Origin of the sequence: Vibrio sp. TRT 21S02, assembly GCF_050113675.1 — a bacterium.
GTDB lineage: Bacteria > Pseudomonadota > Gammaproteobacteria > Enterobacterales > Vibrionaceae > Vibrio.
Genome location: NZ_JBNJOI010000002.1, coordinates 287,839 through 306,820 on the forward strand (window position 1 = coordinate 287,839; position 18,982 = coordinate 306,820).

14 protein-coding genes are annotated in these 18,982 nt (G+C 43.7%); 9 read left to right on the top strand and 5 right to left on the bottom strand.

Going from position 1 to position 18,982, the window contains the following annotated elements; all coding sequences use genetic code 11:
- Positions 1-40: 40 nt before the first annotated feature.
- Positions 41-2,401 carry a Lon protease family protein gene (locus ACQEXU_RS03480; RefSeq protein ID WP_427009698.1) on the bottom strand — a complete coding sequence of 787 codons (2,361 nt, stop codon included), beginning with the start codon at positions 2,399-2,401 and terminating at the stop codon, positions 41-43.
- A 211-nt stretch (positions 2,402-2,612) separates the two neighbouring features.
- On the opposite strand from ACQEXU_RS03480, the gene ACQEXU_RS03485 reads away from it, so the two are divergent.
- Together ACQEXU_RS03485 and ACQEXU_RS03490 are read left to right on the top strand one after the other, a co-directional pair.
- Positions 2,613-3,107: a hypothetical protein gene (locus ACQEXU_RS03485; RefSeq protein WP_427009699.1), complete on the top strand. Its 495-nt coding sequence runs from the start codon at positions 2,613-2,615 to the stop codon at positions 3,105-3,107.
- Between the two features lie 12 nt (positions 3,108-3,119).
- Positions 3,120-4,745: an ABC transporter ATP-binding protein gene (locus tag ACQEXU_RS03490; RefSeq protein WP_427009700.1), complete on the top strand. Its 1,626-nt coding sequence runs from the start codon at positions 3,120-3,122 to the stop codon at positions 4,743-4,745.
- Between the two features lie 87 nt (positions 4,746-4,832).
- Here the strand turns inward: ACQEXU_RS03490 and ACQEXU_RS03495 are convergent, their stop codons facing one another.
- A complete protein-coding gene (locus ACQEXU_RS03495; RefSeq protein ID WP_367989662.1) occupies positions 4,833-4,994 on the bottom strand; it encodes a hypothetical protein in 162 nt (53 codons plus the stop codon).
- A 170-nt stretch (positions 4,995-5,164) separates the two neighbouring features.
- On the bottom strand, positions 5,165-6,064 hold the full coding sequence (locus tag ACQEXU_RS03500) for a LysR family transcriptional regulator (protein ID WP_367989661.1): 900 nt from the start codon (positions 6,062-6,064) through the stop codon (positions 5,165-5,167).
- A gap of 164 nt (positions 6,065-6,228) precedes the next feature.
- On the opposite strand from ACQEXU_RS03500, the gene ACQEXU_RS03505 reads away from it, so the two are divergent.
- From ACQEXU_RS03505 to ACQEXU_RS03530, 6 genes are all read left to right on the top strand, one after another.
- The gene (locus ACQEXU_RS03505; RefSeq protein WP_427009701.1) at positions 6,229-7,917 is read left to right on the top strand and encodes an L-lactate permease; all 1,689 of its coding nucleotides are present in this window, start codon (positions 6,229-6,231) and stop codon (positions 7,915-7,917) included.
- Between the two features lie 162 nt (positions 7,918-8,079).
- Positions 8,080-9,219, top strand: coding sequence for an FMN-dependent L-lactate dehydrogenase LldD (gene lldD / locus ACQEXU_RS03510; protein ID WP_427009702.1), 1,140 nt, complete (start codon positions 8,080-8,082; stop codon positions 9,217-9,219).
- 137 nt (positions 9,220-9,356) lie between these two features.
- Complete coding sequence (locus tag ACQEXU_RS03515; RefSeq protein ID WP_427009703.1) at positions 9,357-12,188, top strand: FAD-binding and (Fe-S)-binding domain-containing protein; 2,832 nt, start codon at positions 9,357-9,359, stop codon at positions 12,186-12,188.
- A 161-nt stretch (positions 12,189-12,349) separates the two neighbouring features.
- Positions 12,350-13,144 (top strand): PhzF family phenazine biosynthesis protein, encoded by a 795-nt coding sequence (locus ACQEXU_RS03520; RefSeq protein ID WP_427009704.1) that lies wholly within the window; start codon positions 12,350-12,352, stop codon positions 13,142-13,144.
- A gap of 167 nt (positions 13,145-13,311) precedes the next feature.
- The gene (locus tag ACQEXU_RS03525; RefSeq protein WP_427009705.1) at positions 13,312-13,941 is read left to right on the top strand and encodes an esterase/lipase family protein; all 630 of its coding nucleotides are present in this window, start codon (positions 13,312-13,314) and stop codon (positions 13,939-13,941) included.
- A 144-nt stretch (positions 13,942-14,085) separates the two neighbouring features.
- On the top strand, positions 14,086-14,883 hold the full coding sequence (locus ACQEXU_RS03530) for a Cof-type HAD-IIB family hydrolase (protein ID WP_427009706.1): 798 nt from the start codon (positions 14,086-14,088) through the stop codon (positions 14,881-14,883).
- Between the two features lie 54 nt (positions 14,884-14,937).
- Here the strand turns inward: ACQEXU_RS03530 and ACQEXU_RS03535 are convergent, their stop codons facing one another.
- Positions 14,938-15,453, bottom strand: a complete 516-nt coding sequence (locus tag ACQEXU_RS03535; protein WP_427009707.1) for a GNAT family N-acetyltransferase — start codon at positions 15,451-15,453, stop codon at positions 14,938-14,940.
- Positions 15,454-15,660: 207 nt separating this feature from the next.
- Here ACQEXU_RS03535 and ACQEXU_RS03540 point away from each other — a divergent pair, with 207 nt between their 5' ends.
- Positions 15,661-16,113, top strand: coding sequence for a hypothetical protein (locus ACQEXU_RS03540; protein ID WP_427009708.1), 453 nt, complete (start codon positions 15,661-15,663; stop codon positions 16,111-16,113).
- Between the two features lie 64 nt (positions 16,114-16,177).
- On the opposite strand, the gene ACQEXU_RS03545 is transcribed toward ACQEXU_RS03540, so the two are convergent.
- The gene (locus ACQEXU_RS03545) at positions 16,178-18,925 is read right to left on the bottom strand and encodes a M16 family metallopeptidase (protein ID WP_427009709.1); all 2,748 of its coding nucleotides are present in this window, start codon (positions 18,923-18,925) and stop codon (positions 16,178-16,180) included.
- Positions 18,926-18,982 lie beyond the last annotated feature (57 nt).

Sequence of the window (18,982 nt, forward strand, 5' to 3'; positions counted from 1 at the left end):
AAAAACACCGACATAACTGTCGGTGTTTTTGTTTTAATGGTTATTTACGCAATGCATTGAGCTTCGCTTGAGCAATACCAAAGATGGTATCAATTGGGTAGCTGCCCTCATCACTCGGCTCTCCCGCCGCCTTTCCTGTAAACAGCTCAATGGCCTCGGTCACATGGTCAATCGCCCAAATATGGAATTCACCACGTTCAACAGCTTTCACGATATCCGGCCGTAGCATCAAATTGTGAATATTCGAACGAGGAATAATAACCCCTTGCTCATTAGTACGCCCTTTGATTTCGCATACATCAAAGAATCCTTCAATCTTTTCGTTCACACCACCAATAGGTTGTGCTTCACCAAATTGGTTCATAGACCCCGTAATTGCGATATCTTGACGGTTGGGTTGTTTAGAAAACGCAGACACCACGGCACAGAACTCCGCCATACTCGCACTATCACCATCAACCCCACCATAGGATTGCTCAAAGGTAATCGTCGTGGTTAATGGCACACGAGCGGTACGGCCAAACACGGAAGATAGATACGCAGTTAAGATCATCACGCCTTTCGAGTGAATACTGCCACCTAAATCAACGCTTCGTTCGATGTCGATTACATCACCTTCACCATAGCAAGTTGTTGCCGTAATCCGGTTTGGCGCACCAAACATATACTCGCTGGTGCTTAAAACAGAAAGCGCGTTCACTTGCCCAATCGCATGTCCGTCAGTGCGAATCAAAGTGGTTCCGTTGATAAACCCTTCCATAACACTGTCTTTCAAGCGGCTAACTCGCATTTCCTGATTACTCAATGCTTCTTCGACATGACTCGAGCGGATCATATTCGAGTTTGCTTGGCGCGCAACGTAATTAGACTCACGAAGCAAATTCGCAATGTGAGCCGAATGGAGTGACAATTTATTCTGATCACCAGCTAAACGAGCGCTGTGTTCAATGATCCGTGCCATCGCCTTTTTATCGCAATGCAACATGCCATTGTCATGCACCACACTGGAAATAAAGCGTGCGTAATGCAATTCAGAGTCAACAGTGCGCTTCATTTCATCTTCAAAATCAGCGGTTACACGGAAAAGCTCGCTAAATTCTGGATCGTAGTGTTGCAGTAGCTGATAAGTACGATAATCACCAAACAAGATGATTTTCACATCGAGTGGAATCGGCTCCGGATCCAATGAAACCGCACCGGTGAGTGTGACTTCTTTTTCTAAGGAAGTGAAACTCAGTTGGCGAGCACGCAATGCACGTTTTAGCCCATCCCAGACATATGGCTGTTCAAGTACTTTCTGTGCATCCATCAATAGCACACCGCCATTTGCTTTGTGCAAACTGCCCGGACGGATTAATGAGAAGTCAGTAAAAACCGTGCCTTTAAAGGTCGCTGTTTCAATATATCCAAATAGAGAATGGTAGTTTGGCGTTTCTTCCACGACAATCGGAAAACTGTCATCTTTACGGCTTACTAAAACGTTAACTTTGTATCTTCTTGGTAGTTTCTTGTCTAGAGAGGCGTTTGCGATTTCCGCTTGCTCACTGCCTTGCTCCAAGAAAATATCTGCATTTTCGACGATGTCTTTTTGCAGATCCGTTAAATAACCTTTGATTGCCGGATACTGGCTGTAATCCGTTTTGAGTTGTTTGATAAAGTGGGCAATCACATCTAATGTGACATCATCATTCAACTTTTTAATTTTTTCGCTGTAGCTTTCTTCCCACTCCGTCAGCTGGCGCGCCATATTGCGTAACTGTACTTCGAGCTCATCAATAGCGGCACCAAATTGCTCTTGCTCTTTTTTCGTCAGTTCTTCAAAGGATTCTTCGGTATGTTGGTCTTCCCCATTCATTGCAACAAACTGATAGTCACCTTGAGGTGTGATCGTCAAACTGATGCTTTTCGATTTTGCATCGCGACTGATTAATTCAAGCTCGGCTTCTTGTTTTTGGGCTAACTGGTTTTTCAGCTTGTCAGCGCGACTAAAATACAGTTCGTTATCGAACGCTAGAGGCATCGCATTGACCAATTTAGACACCAGCTTTTCAATGTCTTGTTTTAGTTTAGCGCCAACGCCACGCGGCAGCTTAAGCACTTTCGGTGTACGTGTATCATCAAAGTTTGAGACGTAACACCAATCAAATAGAGAGTCCGCTTCATGCTGGTGGCGATTAAGGTAACGAAGGATCATGGTACGTTTACCTAACCCATTCTGCCCAATCGCATAGATGTTGTAGCCTTTCTCTTTGATCGACATTGCGAACTCTACCGCTTTCTGAGCTCGCTCCTGACCGACAATCTCGTCAATGGGAGCCAATTCTTTGGTCGACTTACTTGGCAGAGTTTCTAAATCCGTATCCAGATATAGCTGGTCTGCCATCAATCTTTGTATCGCCATCACTCCCTCCTTATTTTAATTATGGGTTGTGGTTCCTATTCATTGAGTCTAGATGACTTTCATTTAAATTTTAGTGACTTACAGCCAAATCATGTTTAAGTGCTCAAATAACCATCAAATCTAACTTAATTGAACAATTAAATGATAATTATTTGCATTAGTTAATAAATTGCATTTAAATATCCATGTTTCTTGTTGGCGGAGTCAATTCATGGATTTACATCAGTGCTGGGCACATTACCTCAAAGCAGAGCAACTTTTAGAGCAAGGCCATTGGCCGGAAGCCAACTATTTGTTTGAACAAGTTCTCAACTATATGCCCGGACACATCCAAACTGCCCTACACAGTGAAGAGACCAAACCATGTCAGTTTGTCTGTTTACTCACAGGGTTGAGAGACGCAGCCATTTCCCAATCAGAAATTCTTAACCGAATGGGGCAACAACAACACGCGTTTGATGTGCTCAATCACGCTTACGCTTTGCTCCAATTCATTTCAATTGAGACGCTGCCTCTGGTTGAATCCGCTGCCAACATTCTTCATAAGCATAGTGAAGATCTCATGAAGCATTTAGGTGCATTTTGTAGTGCACAGAGAAATGCTGAATGGATGCTGGAATTTGAACATGTTCAGAAAGCTCATCACCATTTCAGTGCCCTAAAGAGCTACCAACCCGAGTCTTGCTATTCCCATGTTGTCAATTGATAAGGACGTACAATGTCACAACACACTATTCTCAATGTTCGGAACCTTTCCGTTAGTTTTACAACCAATGACGGTATCGTCGATGCGGTAAAAGACATTAGCTTTGATCTTTTTACCGGTGAAACGCTGGCGATTGTTGGTGAGTCCGGAAGCGGTAAATCAGTCTCGACAAACGCACTTATGCGCTTGTTACCAAATAACGCCATCGTGAATCCAGACGCAAGTATTGTTTTTGAAGGTGAAGAGTTGCTTCAGAAAAGCGAAAAGGAGATGCAAGCAATTCGTGGTGATCGTATTGGGATGATTTTCCAAGAGCCGATGACTTCACTCAATCCTTACATGCGCGTGGGTATTCAGGTTGCTGAAGCCATCATGTGTCACCGTTCAGTGAGTCGGTCAGAAGCAAAGAAAAAAGTCTTAGAGCTGTTTGATTTAGTCCATTTACCAAATCCTGAAACCGCATACAGCAAATATCCGCACGAGTTTTCCGGTGGCCAATTGCAGCGGATCATGATCGCAATGGCACTCATCAATGAGCCCGACATTTTGATAGCTGACGAACCAACAACAGCACTTGATGTAACGGTTCAAGCAGAGGTTCTCAACCTTATTAAAGAGATACAAGGCAAGATGGGAATGGCGATTTTGTTCATCACCCATGACCTTGGTGTTGTAAAGCACCTTGCTGACCGTGTTATTGTGATGTGTAAGGGCGACGTAGTTGAAACTGGAGATTGCGGACCAATATTTGCTTCGCCTCAGCATGACTACACCAAAATGTTAATTAACTCTGTCCCTCGCGGGCAGAAAGAACCGATCGCAGAGAGCGCAACGCCACTGCTAAAAGCAGAAGATATTCGTGTTAAGTTTCTAATCAAACCTCATTTTATTGCCAGTAAAAGCCAATACTTTGAAGCTGTTAAAGGGATTTCCCTCGAACTTAAACAAGGTGAAACTTTAGGTATTGTCGGTGAATCGGGATCTGGGAAGTCAACACTGGGCCGCGCGCTAATCGGTTTGTTACCATGCACCGGAGACATTCATTATAAAGGGCAAGATATTGGCCAGCTATCTGCAAAAGCAAAGTTTGAATTAAAGAAAGACATTCAAATGGTGTTTCAGGACCCTTACGGCTCACTTTCTCCACGTATGACCGTCGGTGATATCATCACAGAGGGGTTAACTGTCCATCAACCCCATCTAAGCAAAGCTGAACGTATGCAACGTGCACGAAAAGCGCTGGAAGAAGTAAGACTCGAGCCCCACTCTATTAACCGATATCCGCACGAGTTTTCAGGTGGACAACGTCAGCGTATTGCAATTGCACGTGCGTTGATACTTGAGCCCTCCTTCATCTTGCTTGATGAGCCGACTTCTGCGTTGGACCGCTCAGTACAACTTACCGTCATTGATCTTTTGAAAGATATTCAGAAGAAACACAACATCGGCTTCTTGTTCATTAGTCATGATTTAAGCGTTGTCAAAGCGCTATCTGACCGCGTACTAGTGATGCAAAAAGGAGAAGTGATGGAACACGGCACTGCCGAAGAAATTTTCCATCAACCAAAGCATGACTACACGCGAAAGCTCATCAATGCTTCATTTGATATTGATGATGAAGAAAGCGTGGCTGCTTAGTTAATACCATAACAACGTCAAAGAAAACTTCGGTTTGGCCGCCGAATCAAAAATGCCGCATGGATGCGGCATTTTTCTCGTGAAAGATTACAAAGTAAACTGTTTGTCTAAAGCCATATCCTCTAGCTTGAGCTCTATTTTTCTTCGCGTCTCCGCTTTTTTCTTCTCTTTCAGTTGAACGTCTTTTTTTCTCTTTTTATTGGCTGCGTCCTGATAATTTCTATATGAAAAAATATCGCAATTACTCATAATGAGGTTCCACTATCCCTAGAATGCGTCTTTCAATCATCTGACCATATAGCTGGATAAGTTATTGACCAAATACCCAATTAAACCATATCAACATAGCAATAAAGTTCAATTTAAAAGCCATTAACTATCATTAGCAGTCGTTAGTTTGCTTTACGCAGTTTAATATTCTAAAAATAGTGTGAGATGGCCAAGTACCTCGTCTTAATATGCTCGATTAATAATTTCACTTTTTGCGGTGGTTGTCGGGTAAATGGATAGACAGCATAAACCCCAAGCTTTTTACCCACTTGCTCTGGAAATATATCCACCAATTGGCCATTTCGAATATCATGATAAACCAAGCAACGAGGAACATAAGCGATACCATGGCCCCCCAATGCCGCTTTACGCAGCGCAGTAGCATTATCTGTTGAAAAACTGCCATCGACTCTAACAATGTAGTTCCCGCTACTGCGTTTAAACTCCCATTCTGACGCCCCAGTCGTTTGATATGCGTATTGCAAACAATTGTGATTAGAAAGATCCTGCGGTTGCAACGGTTTACCATTTTTAGCAATGTAAGATGGCGATGCACAAACCACCCATTGCGAATCGAGTATGTGGCGGGCAATCAAGCTTGAGTCTTCTAAATATCCAGTACGAATAACCAGATCGTAACCACCAGCGATTAAGTCAACAAAGCGATTGTCTAACGACATGTCCACTGACAAACCCGGATGCATGTTACAGAATTCAGCTACCGCATCAGCGAGAATTAAGTCTCCTGAGATTGTAGGGACGGACATCTTAATGTGTCCACTCAAGCGTTCACCAAAACCGGAGACGGCATCCATGGCTTCTTGAGCGGCTTGCTTCACATTTTTTGCGCCAGCCAATAATGCCTTGCCAGCTTCAGTTAGCGTCAATTTACGCGTAGTTCGATATAATAACTGAACACCAATATCTTCTTCTAATCTTGCAATTCTTTTGCTAACTACTGAATTTGTAAGGTTATTTATCTCAGCCACCTTGCTAAAGCTGCCCATTTCCACCACCTGTGAAAATAAGATTAAGTCGTCGGCTCGCATCTTATTATGTCATTTTTGGAATTAATCATTTTCATTATTTCTCTATATCGAAAAAAAAGGAAGAAGTAAATTTACTCCGTATTAACAAAAACATCACAACTATAAAAATTAAGTGAACTTAGCTTCCGGAAGAAGGAAGGATCAGCCCGTACGAGGATGTACCGATGAACGAAACCCTATTAGCCTTGATGGCCTTCTCACCCATTGTGATCGCCGCCATATTATTAGTTGGCCTTAATTGGCCTGCTAAAAAAGCCATGCCAGTGGCATTTGTAATAACTGTTGTCATTGCTTCTGTATTTTGGGACATGTCAACCAGCCGTATTCTTGCTTCAATCTTTCAAGGTTTAGGCATTACCGCTTCTGTGTTGTGGATTGTGTTTGGTGCTATCTTTTTGCTTAACACCTTAAAACATACTGGCGCCATCACTACCATTCGCAACGGTTTCACCAATATTTCTGCCGATAGACGAGTTCAAGCCATCATCATTGCTTGGTGCTTTGGGTCTTTCATAGAAGGCGCTTCCGGTTTTGGTACCCCGGCAGCCATTGCCGCCCCGCTACTGGTTGCGATTGGCTTTCCCGCTTTAGCCGCCGTGCTCATGGGAATGATGATCCAATCTACACCTGTATCATTTGGTGCAGTGGGTACGCCAATCATAGTTGGTGTAAACAAAGGTCTGGACACTCATAATATCAGTGAGACCTTAGCTACAAACGGCTCAAGCTGGGAAGTCTACCTGCAACAAATCACATCGAATGTCGCACTGTTCCATGCTTGTGTTGGTACGTTAATACCCGTACTGATGGCCATGATGTTAACCCGATTTTTCGGCAAAAATCGAAGCTGGACAGAAGGCTTAGACATTTTACCCTTTGCCGTTTTTGCTGGCCTTTCATTTACAATTCCATATGCATTAACCGGTGTATTCCTTGGCGCTGAATTTCCTTCTTTGATTGGCGGTTTAGTTGGCCTTGCCATTGTCGTATCGGCTGCCAAAAGGGGGTTTCTTGTTCCAAAATCAACATGGGATTTTGAGAAAGAAGCACTATGGCCCAAAGAATGGTTGGGTTCACTCAAAATCAACTTGGATGAGCACAAAACCAAACCAATGAACATGGTCGTAGCTTGGTTACCTTACGTGTTACTTGCCGTAATTCTGGTGGCCAGTCGCGTCAGTGCTGATTTCAAAAATCTGCTTAAAAGTGTCAGCCTTTCTTTCAGTAACATTCTTGGTGAAGCAGGAGTAAGTACCGCCATTCAACCGCTGTATTTACCAGGAGGCATTCTGGTTTTTGTCGCCTTGCTTGCTGTCATGATCCAGTCTCGCAGCCTAGCGCATCTGGGCAAAGCATTTGGTGAATCGAGCAAAACCTTAATCGGCGCAGGCTTTGTATTGATTTTTACTATCCCGATGGTGCGTATTTTCATTAACTCAGGTGTCAACGGCGCAGAACTCGCCAGCATGCCAGTCACCACTGCTAATTTTGCGGCAGGATTGGTTGGCGAGGCCTTCCCTGCCCTTAGTGCAACCGTTGGAGCTTTAGGGGCTTTCATTGCTGGTTCAAACACCGTTTCCAATATGATGTTTAGCCAATTTCAATTTGAAGTTGCACAAACCCTCAGTATTTCTAGTGCCGTCGTGATTGCACTTCAGGCGGTGGGAGCCGCAGCAGGCAATATGATTGCCATACACAACGTTGTTGCCGCTTCAGCCACTGTTGGATTACTCGGACGTGAAGGCGCAACGCTGCGCAAGACTGTTATTCCAACCTTCTACTATTTAGTTGTAACAGGGGTGATTGGCCTATTGGTTATTTACAGCTTCGGCGCCACCGACGCGCTTATGTGATAGCGACATTGGTGCTGATATCCAATCCCCGACAAGTACCAACATTCCCAGTTAATTGAGAATGTATAACCGCGGGTATCAGCACTACCTCTTTTTGTATATGTGACCTAATTTCCAACTCTGTGGCGTATTTGGTTATTTTGATATTTCAGGACTGAATTTATGATTATTTCTGCTTCAACTGACTACCGTGCGGCGGCAAAAGCAAAGCTCCCCCCGTTTTTGTTCCATTACATTGATGGCGGGTCTTATAACGAGCATACCTTAAAACGAAATACCGGCGACTTAGCCGATATTGCACTGCGTCAACGTGTTCTCAATGACATGTCCGAATTAAACCTAGAAACAGAACTGTTTGGCGAAAACCTGTCGATGCCCATTGCATTAGCCCCTGTAGGTCTGACCGGAATGTACGCGCGCCGCGGAGAGGTTCAAGCAGCAAAAGCCGCAGATAACAAGGGGATTCCCTTTACCATGTCAACGGTTTCGGTGTGCCCTATTGAAGAAGTCGCGCCCACTATCGCTCGTCCAATGTGGTTTCAACTCTACGTTCTTAAAGACAGAGGCTTTATGAAAAACGTATTGGAGCGCGCAAAAGCCGCTGGGGTCACAACGCTGGTTTTCACTGTCGATATGCCGGTCCCCGGTGCACGTTACCGCGATATGCATTCTGGCATGAGCGGCCCAAATGCAGCGATGAGACGTGTTTTCCAAGCAATGCGCCATCCACGCTGGGCGGTCAATGTTGGGCTACTCGGTAAACCTCATGAGCTCGGAAATATATCCACTTATCGTGGTGAGCCAACCAAATTAGAAGACTACATCGGATGGCTAGGCGCTAACTTCGACCCATCAATTAGCTGGAAAGACTTAGAATGGATTCGTGATTTTTGGGATGGTCCAATGGTCATCAAAGGCATCCTAGATACTGAAGATGCGAAAGATGCCGTGCGTTTTGGAGCTGATGGCATTGTGGTTTCTAATCATGGAGGAAGACAATTAGATGGCGTTATGTCTTCTGTAAAAGCGCTTCCGGCAATCGCTGATACCGTCAAAGGTGATTTAAAAATCTTAGTCGATTCGGGAATACGAACCGGGCTCGATGTGGTTCGTATGCTTGCCCTCGGTGCCGATTGCACCTTACTCGGACGTTCATTTGTTTATGCGTTAGCCACCCATGGTCAAGCCGGTGTTGAAAACCTGCTTGAGCTCTATGATAAGGAAATGCGAGTTGCCATGACTTTAACCGGAGCCAAGCAGATTTCTGATCTTTCTCAAGATTCATTGGTGCAAATGAAGTAAACCTTTTGGGTGTCACAGCAAATCGTTTCTATCTGTGACACCTTTTACTTGCTGATTTAAAACAAAAAATAACAATACACCTGAGCGCTTTAAGGCGATTTGGGCAAAGCAAGAATCAATACACAAGGAAGCAAAGCATGGCAGACATACAAGACCTCGCTAAATACAAACAATTAGAGGAAACACTTGCGCTGCAGATAGACAAACAACGTATTATCACGCAGGAGGCTAAGCGCCTCGCTTATGGCACTGACGCAAGCTTTTATCGTCTGATACCTAAGGTCGTTTTACGGCTTAAGAATTTAGAAGAGGTCATTTATACCATCCAATGCTGCCAAAAGCTGAGTATCCCTTTCACCTTCCGTGCCGCTGGTACCAGCTTATCAGGACAAGCGGTATCGGACTCTGTCCTAATCACATTAACCGACGACTGGCGCGATCATAAAATCCTTGATGATGGGAACAAAATTCTATTGCAACCCGGTGTGATTGGCGCTGACGCCAACAAATACCTAGCACCCTACCAGAGAAAAATTGGGCCGGACCCGGCTTCTATCAATACCTGCAAAATTGGCGGTATTGCTGCAAATAATGCCAGTGGTATGTGCTGTGGTACAGCGCAGAATTCCTATCGCACCATTGATAGTATGAGAGTTGTGTTTTGTGACGGAACAGTGCTAGACACCGCCTGCTCAGAAAGTGTGACTGCATTTAAAACCGCCCGACCTGATCTTATTGAAGGCATCACGCAGCTTTGCCAAGAAACGACCAGCAACACTGAACTGGCTGAGCGTATCCGCCATAAATATCGGCTTAAAAATACCACCGGTTATGCCCTCAATGCGTTGGTCGACTATCAAGACCCAATCGATGTATTACAACACCTTATGATTGGCTCAGAAGGTACGTTAGGGTTCATCGCTGAAATTACCTACAACACCGTTGTTGAACATGCGTATAAAGCCTCTGCTTTGCTCGTTTTCTCAAATATCGAAGAAGCGAGCCGCGCTGTAACAACTTTATCGAAAACGCCTGTTGCTGCCGTCGAGCTCATGGATGGTCGCGCAATGCGTTCAGTAGCAGACAAAGCTGGAATGCCTGACTTTATGCAAGCGTTAGACTTAGAAGCTGCTGCGCTGCTCGTTGAGTCTCATGCAAAAAACCAAGATGAATTGGATACTCAATGCCAATCCATTATGGCTTCACTTGCCAGTTACAACATCATTCAGTCTGTCTCCTTTACATCTGAAGCAAAAACCGTCGCCACGCTTTGGGGTATCCGCAAAGGTATGTTCCCCGCAGTAGGTGCTGTGCGAGAAGTGGGTACAACGGTGATCATTGAAGATGTCGCCTTTCCTGTCGATAACTTGGCCAATGGAGTTCGTGATTTACAAGCGTTATTCGATAAATACCAATACAATGAAGCCATCATTTTTGGTCATGCGCTTGAAGGTAACCTTCACTTTGTGTTTACCCAAGGGTTCGACTCACAAACCGAAATCCAACGCTATGGCGGATTTATGGATGATGTGGCCGATTTAGTCGCCGTCAAATATCAAGGATCCTTAAAAGCGGAACATGGAACAGGCCGAAATATGGCCCCGTATGTGGAGCTTGAATGGGGAAAAGATGGCTATGCGCTGATGCAAAAAATCAAAGCCTTATTCGATCCTGAAGGCTTGCTAAACCCTGGTGTAATCATCAATACCAACCCGAACTCACATATCGAAAACCTAAAACCGATGCCTGCGGCTGACCCGATAGTCGACCGTTGTATCGAATGTGGTTTCTGTGAACCTGTTTGCCCTTCTCGAACCCTTACACTCTCACCACGACAACGTATTGTGCTTTATCGCGAGCTTCAGCGTAGGCAAGCGGCCGGAGAGCAAACAGAAGCATCTGAACTGGCTAAAATATTCGAATATCAGGGACTTGATACCTGCGCAGCCACAGGTTTATGTGCTGATCGTTGCCCTGTTGGGATCAACACAGGCGATTTGGTAAAACAACTCCGTACAATAAAGTATGAGAAGTTCACACCAATTGCGCGTTGGACCGCTAACCATTTCTCCACTACGACCACCCTTGCCCGCGCCGGCTTAAAATCCAATCAACTGGCCGTTAAAGTCTTGGGGGAAAACAACGTCGGCAAACTCACTAATGGGTTACGAACCTTAACCAAAGGTGCAACCCCTTTCTGGCTAGCAGAGATGCCACAAGCCAATACTCATAAACCAGAAATCATCACAAACCACACTCAAGAAAAACGTGTTGTTTACCTTCCTTCTTGCGCTAGCCGGAATATGGGACAACAAGTGAGTGCCGCCGATCAACGGCCATTGACTGAAGTGACTCTTTCGTTACTGGAGAAAGCCGGATACCACGTTATTATTCCTAATCAACTCACAGAACAATGTTGTGGAATGCCCTACGACAGCAAAGGTATGAACGACATTGCAAAGCGCAAATCCCAGCAACTCGAAGAACTGCTCTGGCATGCGACTTTGCAAGGCCAACTTCCTGTATTGATGGACACCAGCCCATGTGCGAAACGCAGTATTGAGCAATTTAGTAAACCAATCGAAATTTATGAGCCGACAGGTTTTGTCAGCCAATTTTTGCTCGAACATTTGGAGATCACACCACAACAAGAAACCGTCATGCTTCATGTCACGTGTAGCTCACGAAGAATGGGGTTGGAAAACGACATGCTGAAGTTGGCACAAGCGTGTGTGTCTGAGGTAATTGTTCCAGAACACATCCAATGTTGTGGCTGGGCTGGTGACAAAGGGTTTACCACACCAGAATTAAATGAAGCGGCAGTGCATCCATTGAAATCTCAAGTCCCGTCACACTGTAAGCGTGGTTTTAGTAACAGTCGCACGTGTGAAATTGGCTTATCTCACCACAGTGGTGTGCCTTACCAATCAATATTGTATTTGGTTGATGAAGTATCCAATGCAAAATAGCCCATTCTTTAAAATTCAGGCTCTATGCTTTAGGGCCTGAATTTACTTAAGTCCTCTTTCATCGTCAGTTTGGGCAACATGCTTCGCATCGTTACATTTTATCACTTATAAAATGCATAAAAACTCATATGTTTGTGGCATCACAACTCAAAGGAGCTGAAATGGAACTAGAAATATTTGTGTGCGACGCATTCACCAACCAGAAGTTTTCAGGAAACTCAGCAGCAGTCATTCTCGTAGCGGACTGGTTAAGCGATGAATTAATGCAAAATATTGCGGCTGAAAATAACCTCTCTGAAACCGCTTTTGTAAAGCAATTAGGTCATGATGAATATCAGATTCGTTGGTTTTCACCATTAACCGAAGTCGATTTCTGCGGTCATGCAACTTTGGCTGCTGCGTTTGTTTTGTTTAAGCACTTTGATGCCAGCCAGCAAATCACCTTTGACACTGCTTCTGTTGGTGTATTGACGGTAGAACAGACACCGGACAGCCGTATACATATGAGCTTTCCTAACCGTAAGCCTGAACATGTGGCACAACCACCAGTCGAACTTCTGGAAGGACTTTCCATCGCTCCGGTAAAGGTACTAAAAAGCTCGCAAGCTTATTTCGCTATTTATGAAAATGAGCAGCAGGTGAAGAGCATCCAAACCAACAGTGAACAGCTAAAAAAACTGGCTCCCTATGATGTAGTCGTGAGTGCTCCTTCTGAAACTGGCTTTGATTTTGTTTCTCGTTATTTTTGGCCTGCCAATGGTGGAGATGAAGATCCTGTAACGGGCTCAATTCATGCCGGACTTGCCCCTTACTGGGGAGAGCAGCTCAACAAATCCAACCTGAAAGCCTTCCAAGCGTCAAAGCGTGGCGGCGTCTTATACTGTCATTTACTTGAAGAGCGAGTTTTAATCTCAGGTGATGCGGTGCTCTACTCTCACGGTAAAATATTTATTTAACCCGCAATATAAAACTCAGTCTAAGCAATGGAATCAGGGCAAAATTTGACACTTTTTCCATTGCTCTTTTTCTGCATTTTCAATACGGTATTTGTATCCAAAAACACTTTAACAAAGCTTAACGTGTTCCTTGGAGAAGCGCTCACTTATTTGGGAAGGAGGCAGTAATGAAAATCATCATTCTCCATGGCCTATATATGCACGGGCTAGTGATGCACCCACTCAGCCAAAAACTTCGCAAGCTAGGTTACCAAACCAAAGTACTCACCTATAACACCCTCGCTATTAATGAACATAAAGTTTTTGATGCCATAGACGCAGCGTTAAGCCAAATTGAAACTAACGTGTTGGTAGGCCACAGTCTTGGTGGATTAATGATTAAGCATTATCTTGCTGCACGGAAGCCAACAGCTAAGCAAATTTCTCATGTTATTGCATTGGGCTCCCCGCTTCAGGGGGCTTCCATTGTTAAACGAATACAAGATCTGGGGTTTGGTGCCATGCTTGGAAACTCCCCAGAACATGGTTTAACAACACATGAAGACAAATGGATTTATCCACAAAAGCTTGGCAGCATTGCTGGAACGGTACCATTTGGGGCAAGAGCCTTACTCATGATGGATGGCAATGACCTTTCTGATGGTACTGTAACCATTGAAGAAACAAAAATTGATGGCATGACAGATCACTTAGAAATCCCACAAACTCATACCAGCATTATCTACAGCTCCTTTGTACCAAAGCAAATAGAATACTTTATTCGCAACGATGAGTTTCGACATTCGCAGCATCATTAATTCACCGCAACGATGCAGGTGAGACATTCAAATATTTGCTTAGATAATGGTTGAGAAATCGAAGAATTGTTGTACTTTAACGGAGTATGACTGCAGCACAACGCACCTGTCACAATTCAACATAATAAAATAAGTATCTATTTCATGTCACAGCCCAATATAAAATTTATCGCCGCCGATATGGACGGAACCCTACTCGATGAAAACAGCCAGTTAAACCCTGAGTTTTTTGACCTCCACCAACAATTAGAGCAAAACAACGTTATCTTTGCCGCTGCTTCTGGTCGACAGTATTACAGCCTCATCGACACCTTTGAACCAATAAAAGATCGCATGATGTTTATTGCCGAAAATGGCACATTGGTAATGCATAAAGGCGAGGAGCTTTACAGTTGTTCGATTAGTAAAGAAGAAATTATAAACATCGTTGAACAAGCCAGAGCTATCCCTGATGCGTACATTGTGCTTTGCGGAAAAAACTCAGCCTATATTGAAACACAAGATCCTAAAGCGTTGACTGAATTCAATAAATATTACAAACGCTGTCAATACGTTGAAGATTTACTTTCTGTTGAAGACACTTTCATCAAAGTCGCGATTTGTCATTTTGGTGGAACTGAAGCGTTAGTTTACCCTTCGTTCAACCAACAGTTTGGCAACAGTCATCAAGTGGTTGTCAGCGCAAAAATTTGGCTTGATGTCATGAACGCTAAAGCGTCAAAAGGCGCAGCCATAGCACATTTGCAAAATACGTTAGGCTTTTCCTATGAAGAAACCATGAGCTTTGGTGACTATTTGAATGACTTAGAGATGTTACAAGCTAGCTATCATTCATATGCGATGGAAAACGCACACCCAAAAGTCAAAGAGATCGCTCGATTTGAAGCGCCAAGCAATATCGATGCGGGCGTTTTAACTGTGATAAAACAGCAAGTACTCTGATCAAGTTGTAGAAACCTATAAAGCCAACGTTAAACGCTGGCTGTATAGGTTTCCTCATAAGGAGATCCAGTAGCGAACGATGGGCGCTCGAATAACTTCTCCCTGAATCACCTTATTAAACTTGCCTCCATTAGCCTCAATCACCCTTCGTGAACCAATATTAAACTCATTTGCGGTTAATAAAGCGGATTGGATCCCCAGCTTCTGAGCCTCTAACAAAGCCAGTTTTAACATCAAAGTTCCAAGCCCTTTACGACGAAAAGCAGGCGCAACACAATAACCAATGTGCCCTGCTTCCCGGGCAAGAAAATCGGTATCGATATTATGTCGAACACGGACAATACCTATGATTGTTTGTGACTCATCCACCAACCAGAAGTGACTACAAGGTACGTACCCTTCACGTAAATTCAGACCAAGCGATTCATCTATTAAACGCTGGACATAATGGTCAAAATCCACGGCACTATCTTGGTAATATTCTGCGTTTTCATTATCATTGAGCAACAAGTCATGATAAAACGCACTAAACTCTGCTTCTAATTCAAACGAAGGGGTTATCAGTTTCATCCATATACTCCCGTGACCACACACTACGGAAAGTCACTGCGACTAAATCCTTGAATCCTATATAATAAGCCACTGTTAGCATAAAACAGTGCGCTATCACTTAGTCTCACAATCTTTCATTGCGCCGTTAAACTCCGCTCTGACTATCACTTCCATTCATTAACACAAACATTTACCATCAGCCCTTTAGTCCTGATGAGCTTCCTTATGACTCAACGTATCTTCAGTGCCTATCAAGGCGAAGTCTATGGCATTGCTTTTTTCACGCACTTTGTTAATCACTACCAACACGCATCTCCTTCATTGTTTTGGCAGCACTTAGTTGATGTTGAGATACGAACAGCAGATCTACTAGAAATCGAGTTAGAAAAACATCACATCAGCTACAACCGTCATGATGCAGACATGATAAACAAAGGCATTGCTGATGCAGCTAAATGGATAGAGCTCCCGTATAACGCGTTAATTGACACATTAACCAGCTGGGTTGAACCTTACGAAAACAAATACCGTTTATGGTCACAAGAAGCATCAGATGATGAAGCACTTGTTCTGATCGCAGCTCATGAAACCGCGATATATCACTGCTTAAAAGCAGAACAAAATGGTATATCTGGCCTACCAATATTGAAGCAGTTTCTCAAAGATTATTCAGCTTAAAGCAATAAGCAAAAAGCCCTCCATTCGTAGGAGGGCTTTTGGGATTTAGTGACGCTCGATAATGCTATTCAGGACTCAATACATACTTTACAAACATCGCATCCTGACCAAATGCCTCATTAAGCCGCTGCTTCACTTCGTCCAAAGTGATGCTGTATGAAGATGCCTCAACATTTTGAAGTATATCAATACCATAACCGTGGATCAGGTAACGGCTATAAAACCAACCTCGATCTGCCGTTTCGTTTTCTAAACTTCTAAGAGCGATTGCCAATTGCTTAGCAACGATATTCAGTTCTTCCTGAGTTATGTTATCACCCAACGTATGCACTACTTTGTCGATGGCAGTTTCAATTTTCACGACATCGCTTGGATCAACCTGAGCTTCAATAAACCAGTCCGTGCTTGGTTCGCTATCTTGACTAGCTGAAAAAGCAGTGGGAGCATAATCAAGCCCAAGCTCTTCTCGCACATAACTATCAAGTCTTTTTACCAATAAACGTTGGATCAAATCATCGACGAATGCCAGCCTTGCATTACCCGGCGTGGCACTACGGTTGGTTACTCGCAATAAATAGTTAGTGCTTTGTTCGTTGTTTACTGCCATCTGAATACGTGATTGCGGTGACTCTATATAAGCAACATTAAAGCTCGGAATATCAGCAGGTTCAAAGCTGATTGCCGCAGCATAGGTGCGTAATACGTGAATCAGTTGAGAGGGCTCTAAATCCGCGATGATCACCAACTTATTGTTACGTAACTTTCCAAACAATTGAGTGTGTACGTCTTGGATTTGCTTATCAGTAACCAAGGCAAGATCAGGATTGGTCAATGCATGGTGCCGACTTAGTGGTTGATAAGTATTGGCGTTTATCTGTCTATTCCACTGCCCTACTGGCGAGTTGTAATAACGGTCAAGATCTTGATAGAACTCCTTTTTAACCGTTTCTATTTGTTTAGGTTCTACCTTAATATCCGTATGAATATTATAAAGTACCTTTAATGCCTCACCGATCTTGTCTTTTGGGGTGACAATTTCAATACCATGACGAGTGAAACCAATAAACGGGTGCACGCTGATGTTGTTGGTTCTCAGGTAAGAATCAAACTGCGCACCTGAATAGTTTGCAATACCACTGCGTGTCACTACAGGGATCGCCAGCTCAGCAGCGGCAAATAAATCAGGCTCCAGAGCCGCCTTACCACCGATACTGGTCAAGAATACATTTGCAGTATCACCCGCTGTTTGGTCCTGTTGAAACCAAACTTCGATGCCATTCGACAATTTCCAAATCACAAAATTGTCCGTTTCATCATTTCTTGAAACAATAACACCCATATTTTCTGGCTCTTTCAAACCAGATTCTTTGACCGCCATGGCAAGCGGCATGACACCTGCAAGGGCAAACTCTGCTTTCAAATCAGGCAATGAGCTTTGTAGTTCAACCATGGATTCACTTTCATCCAGCCCTAATTCAAAGCTCTTTTCTCCACTCAATAAACTCTGTATTTGCTGGTTTAGTCGCTCCAAACTTGCTTCATTAAGTAGCTGTTTTAGGCTTTGACGATAATCATCTTCAGACTGGTTCAGTTGGCCGACAGACAAGAAGATTAATCGCTCTTCTGCAAAATCCACTGCGGTGAGTTTGCTCCAGTCAAACGCAACCTGCTTGAGTAACTCATGGTAGTACGACAAAATTGCATCCGCTTCACTTTGAAATACACCATGATCTCTTAGTGATGCCAATTCCCTGATAAATAACCCTTGAGCCGCTGCTCTATCGGCTGCTGGAAATGATGTACCAGTGACACTATAACGCTCGCCATGTGAATAGTAGGTTTCAGAATATATGCTTTGCGCTGGAATGGCTGCGTCTGTGAATGCATTATTTAAACGTTGAGCAATCAACTGTTGGGCGATGTCATCTAACCAATATTCGATCAAAGATGAACGGGTGTTAGTAACCCCATCACCACGGTGAATATTGATACTTAAGCTTGGCGATTCAAATTCGCTGACAACATCGACAAAATCTTGTGTTTTTAGCTTCAGCTTTGGTTTTTTCGGCAGTGGTTCATCGTGCGTTGCTTGCCAATCTTTAAATTTCTCCGCAATCATTGCCCTTGCTTGCTCAGCAGAAATGTCACCCGTTAGAACAATTTCTGCATACTGGGGTTGGTACCACTGTTGGTAAAACGCACTTAACGAGTCAGACGTGGCCGCTTCAACAATCTCTTTGGTTCCTATCGGATCTCTATGCTCATAGCCACTACCTGCGATCATTTTTTCATAGACTTTTTCCGCAAGTGACTTGTTTTCCGGGTGATGACGGCGGAATTCGCCAAGAATAACGCCTTTTTCTTTCTCTACTTCATCAGCGGGAAACGTTAAACCGTCAGCGATATCTCTAAACCAAAGTAAAGCTGTATCTAGATCCGTTTTATCAGGAAGATCGAGCTTGTAAACGGTTTCGTGATAATCAGTATGAGCGTTGATGTCCGCACCAAATGTCGCACCAGATTTCTCAAATAAGGTGATGACGTCATTTGCGGTAAAATGTTTGCTACCGTTAAAAGCCATGTGTTCCACAAAGTGGGCGTAGCCTAGTTGCTGCTCTGTTTCTTCAAAAGAACCGATATGGAAAAAAAGTCTTAATGAAACAGGCGCATCATCAACAGAGCGAATGTGATATTTCAAACCGTTATCTAGCTCACCTTGAGCCCACAACGGGTCCGCCTCTATCGGCGTAGATGTGTTGGACTGCGAGCACCCCAACATAAATAAGGACATCAAAAGAAATAGTTTTTTCATAGCCATACTGCTTGTTATTGGTATCGCGACAATATAACCCACACTTATGTATCATTT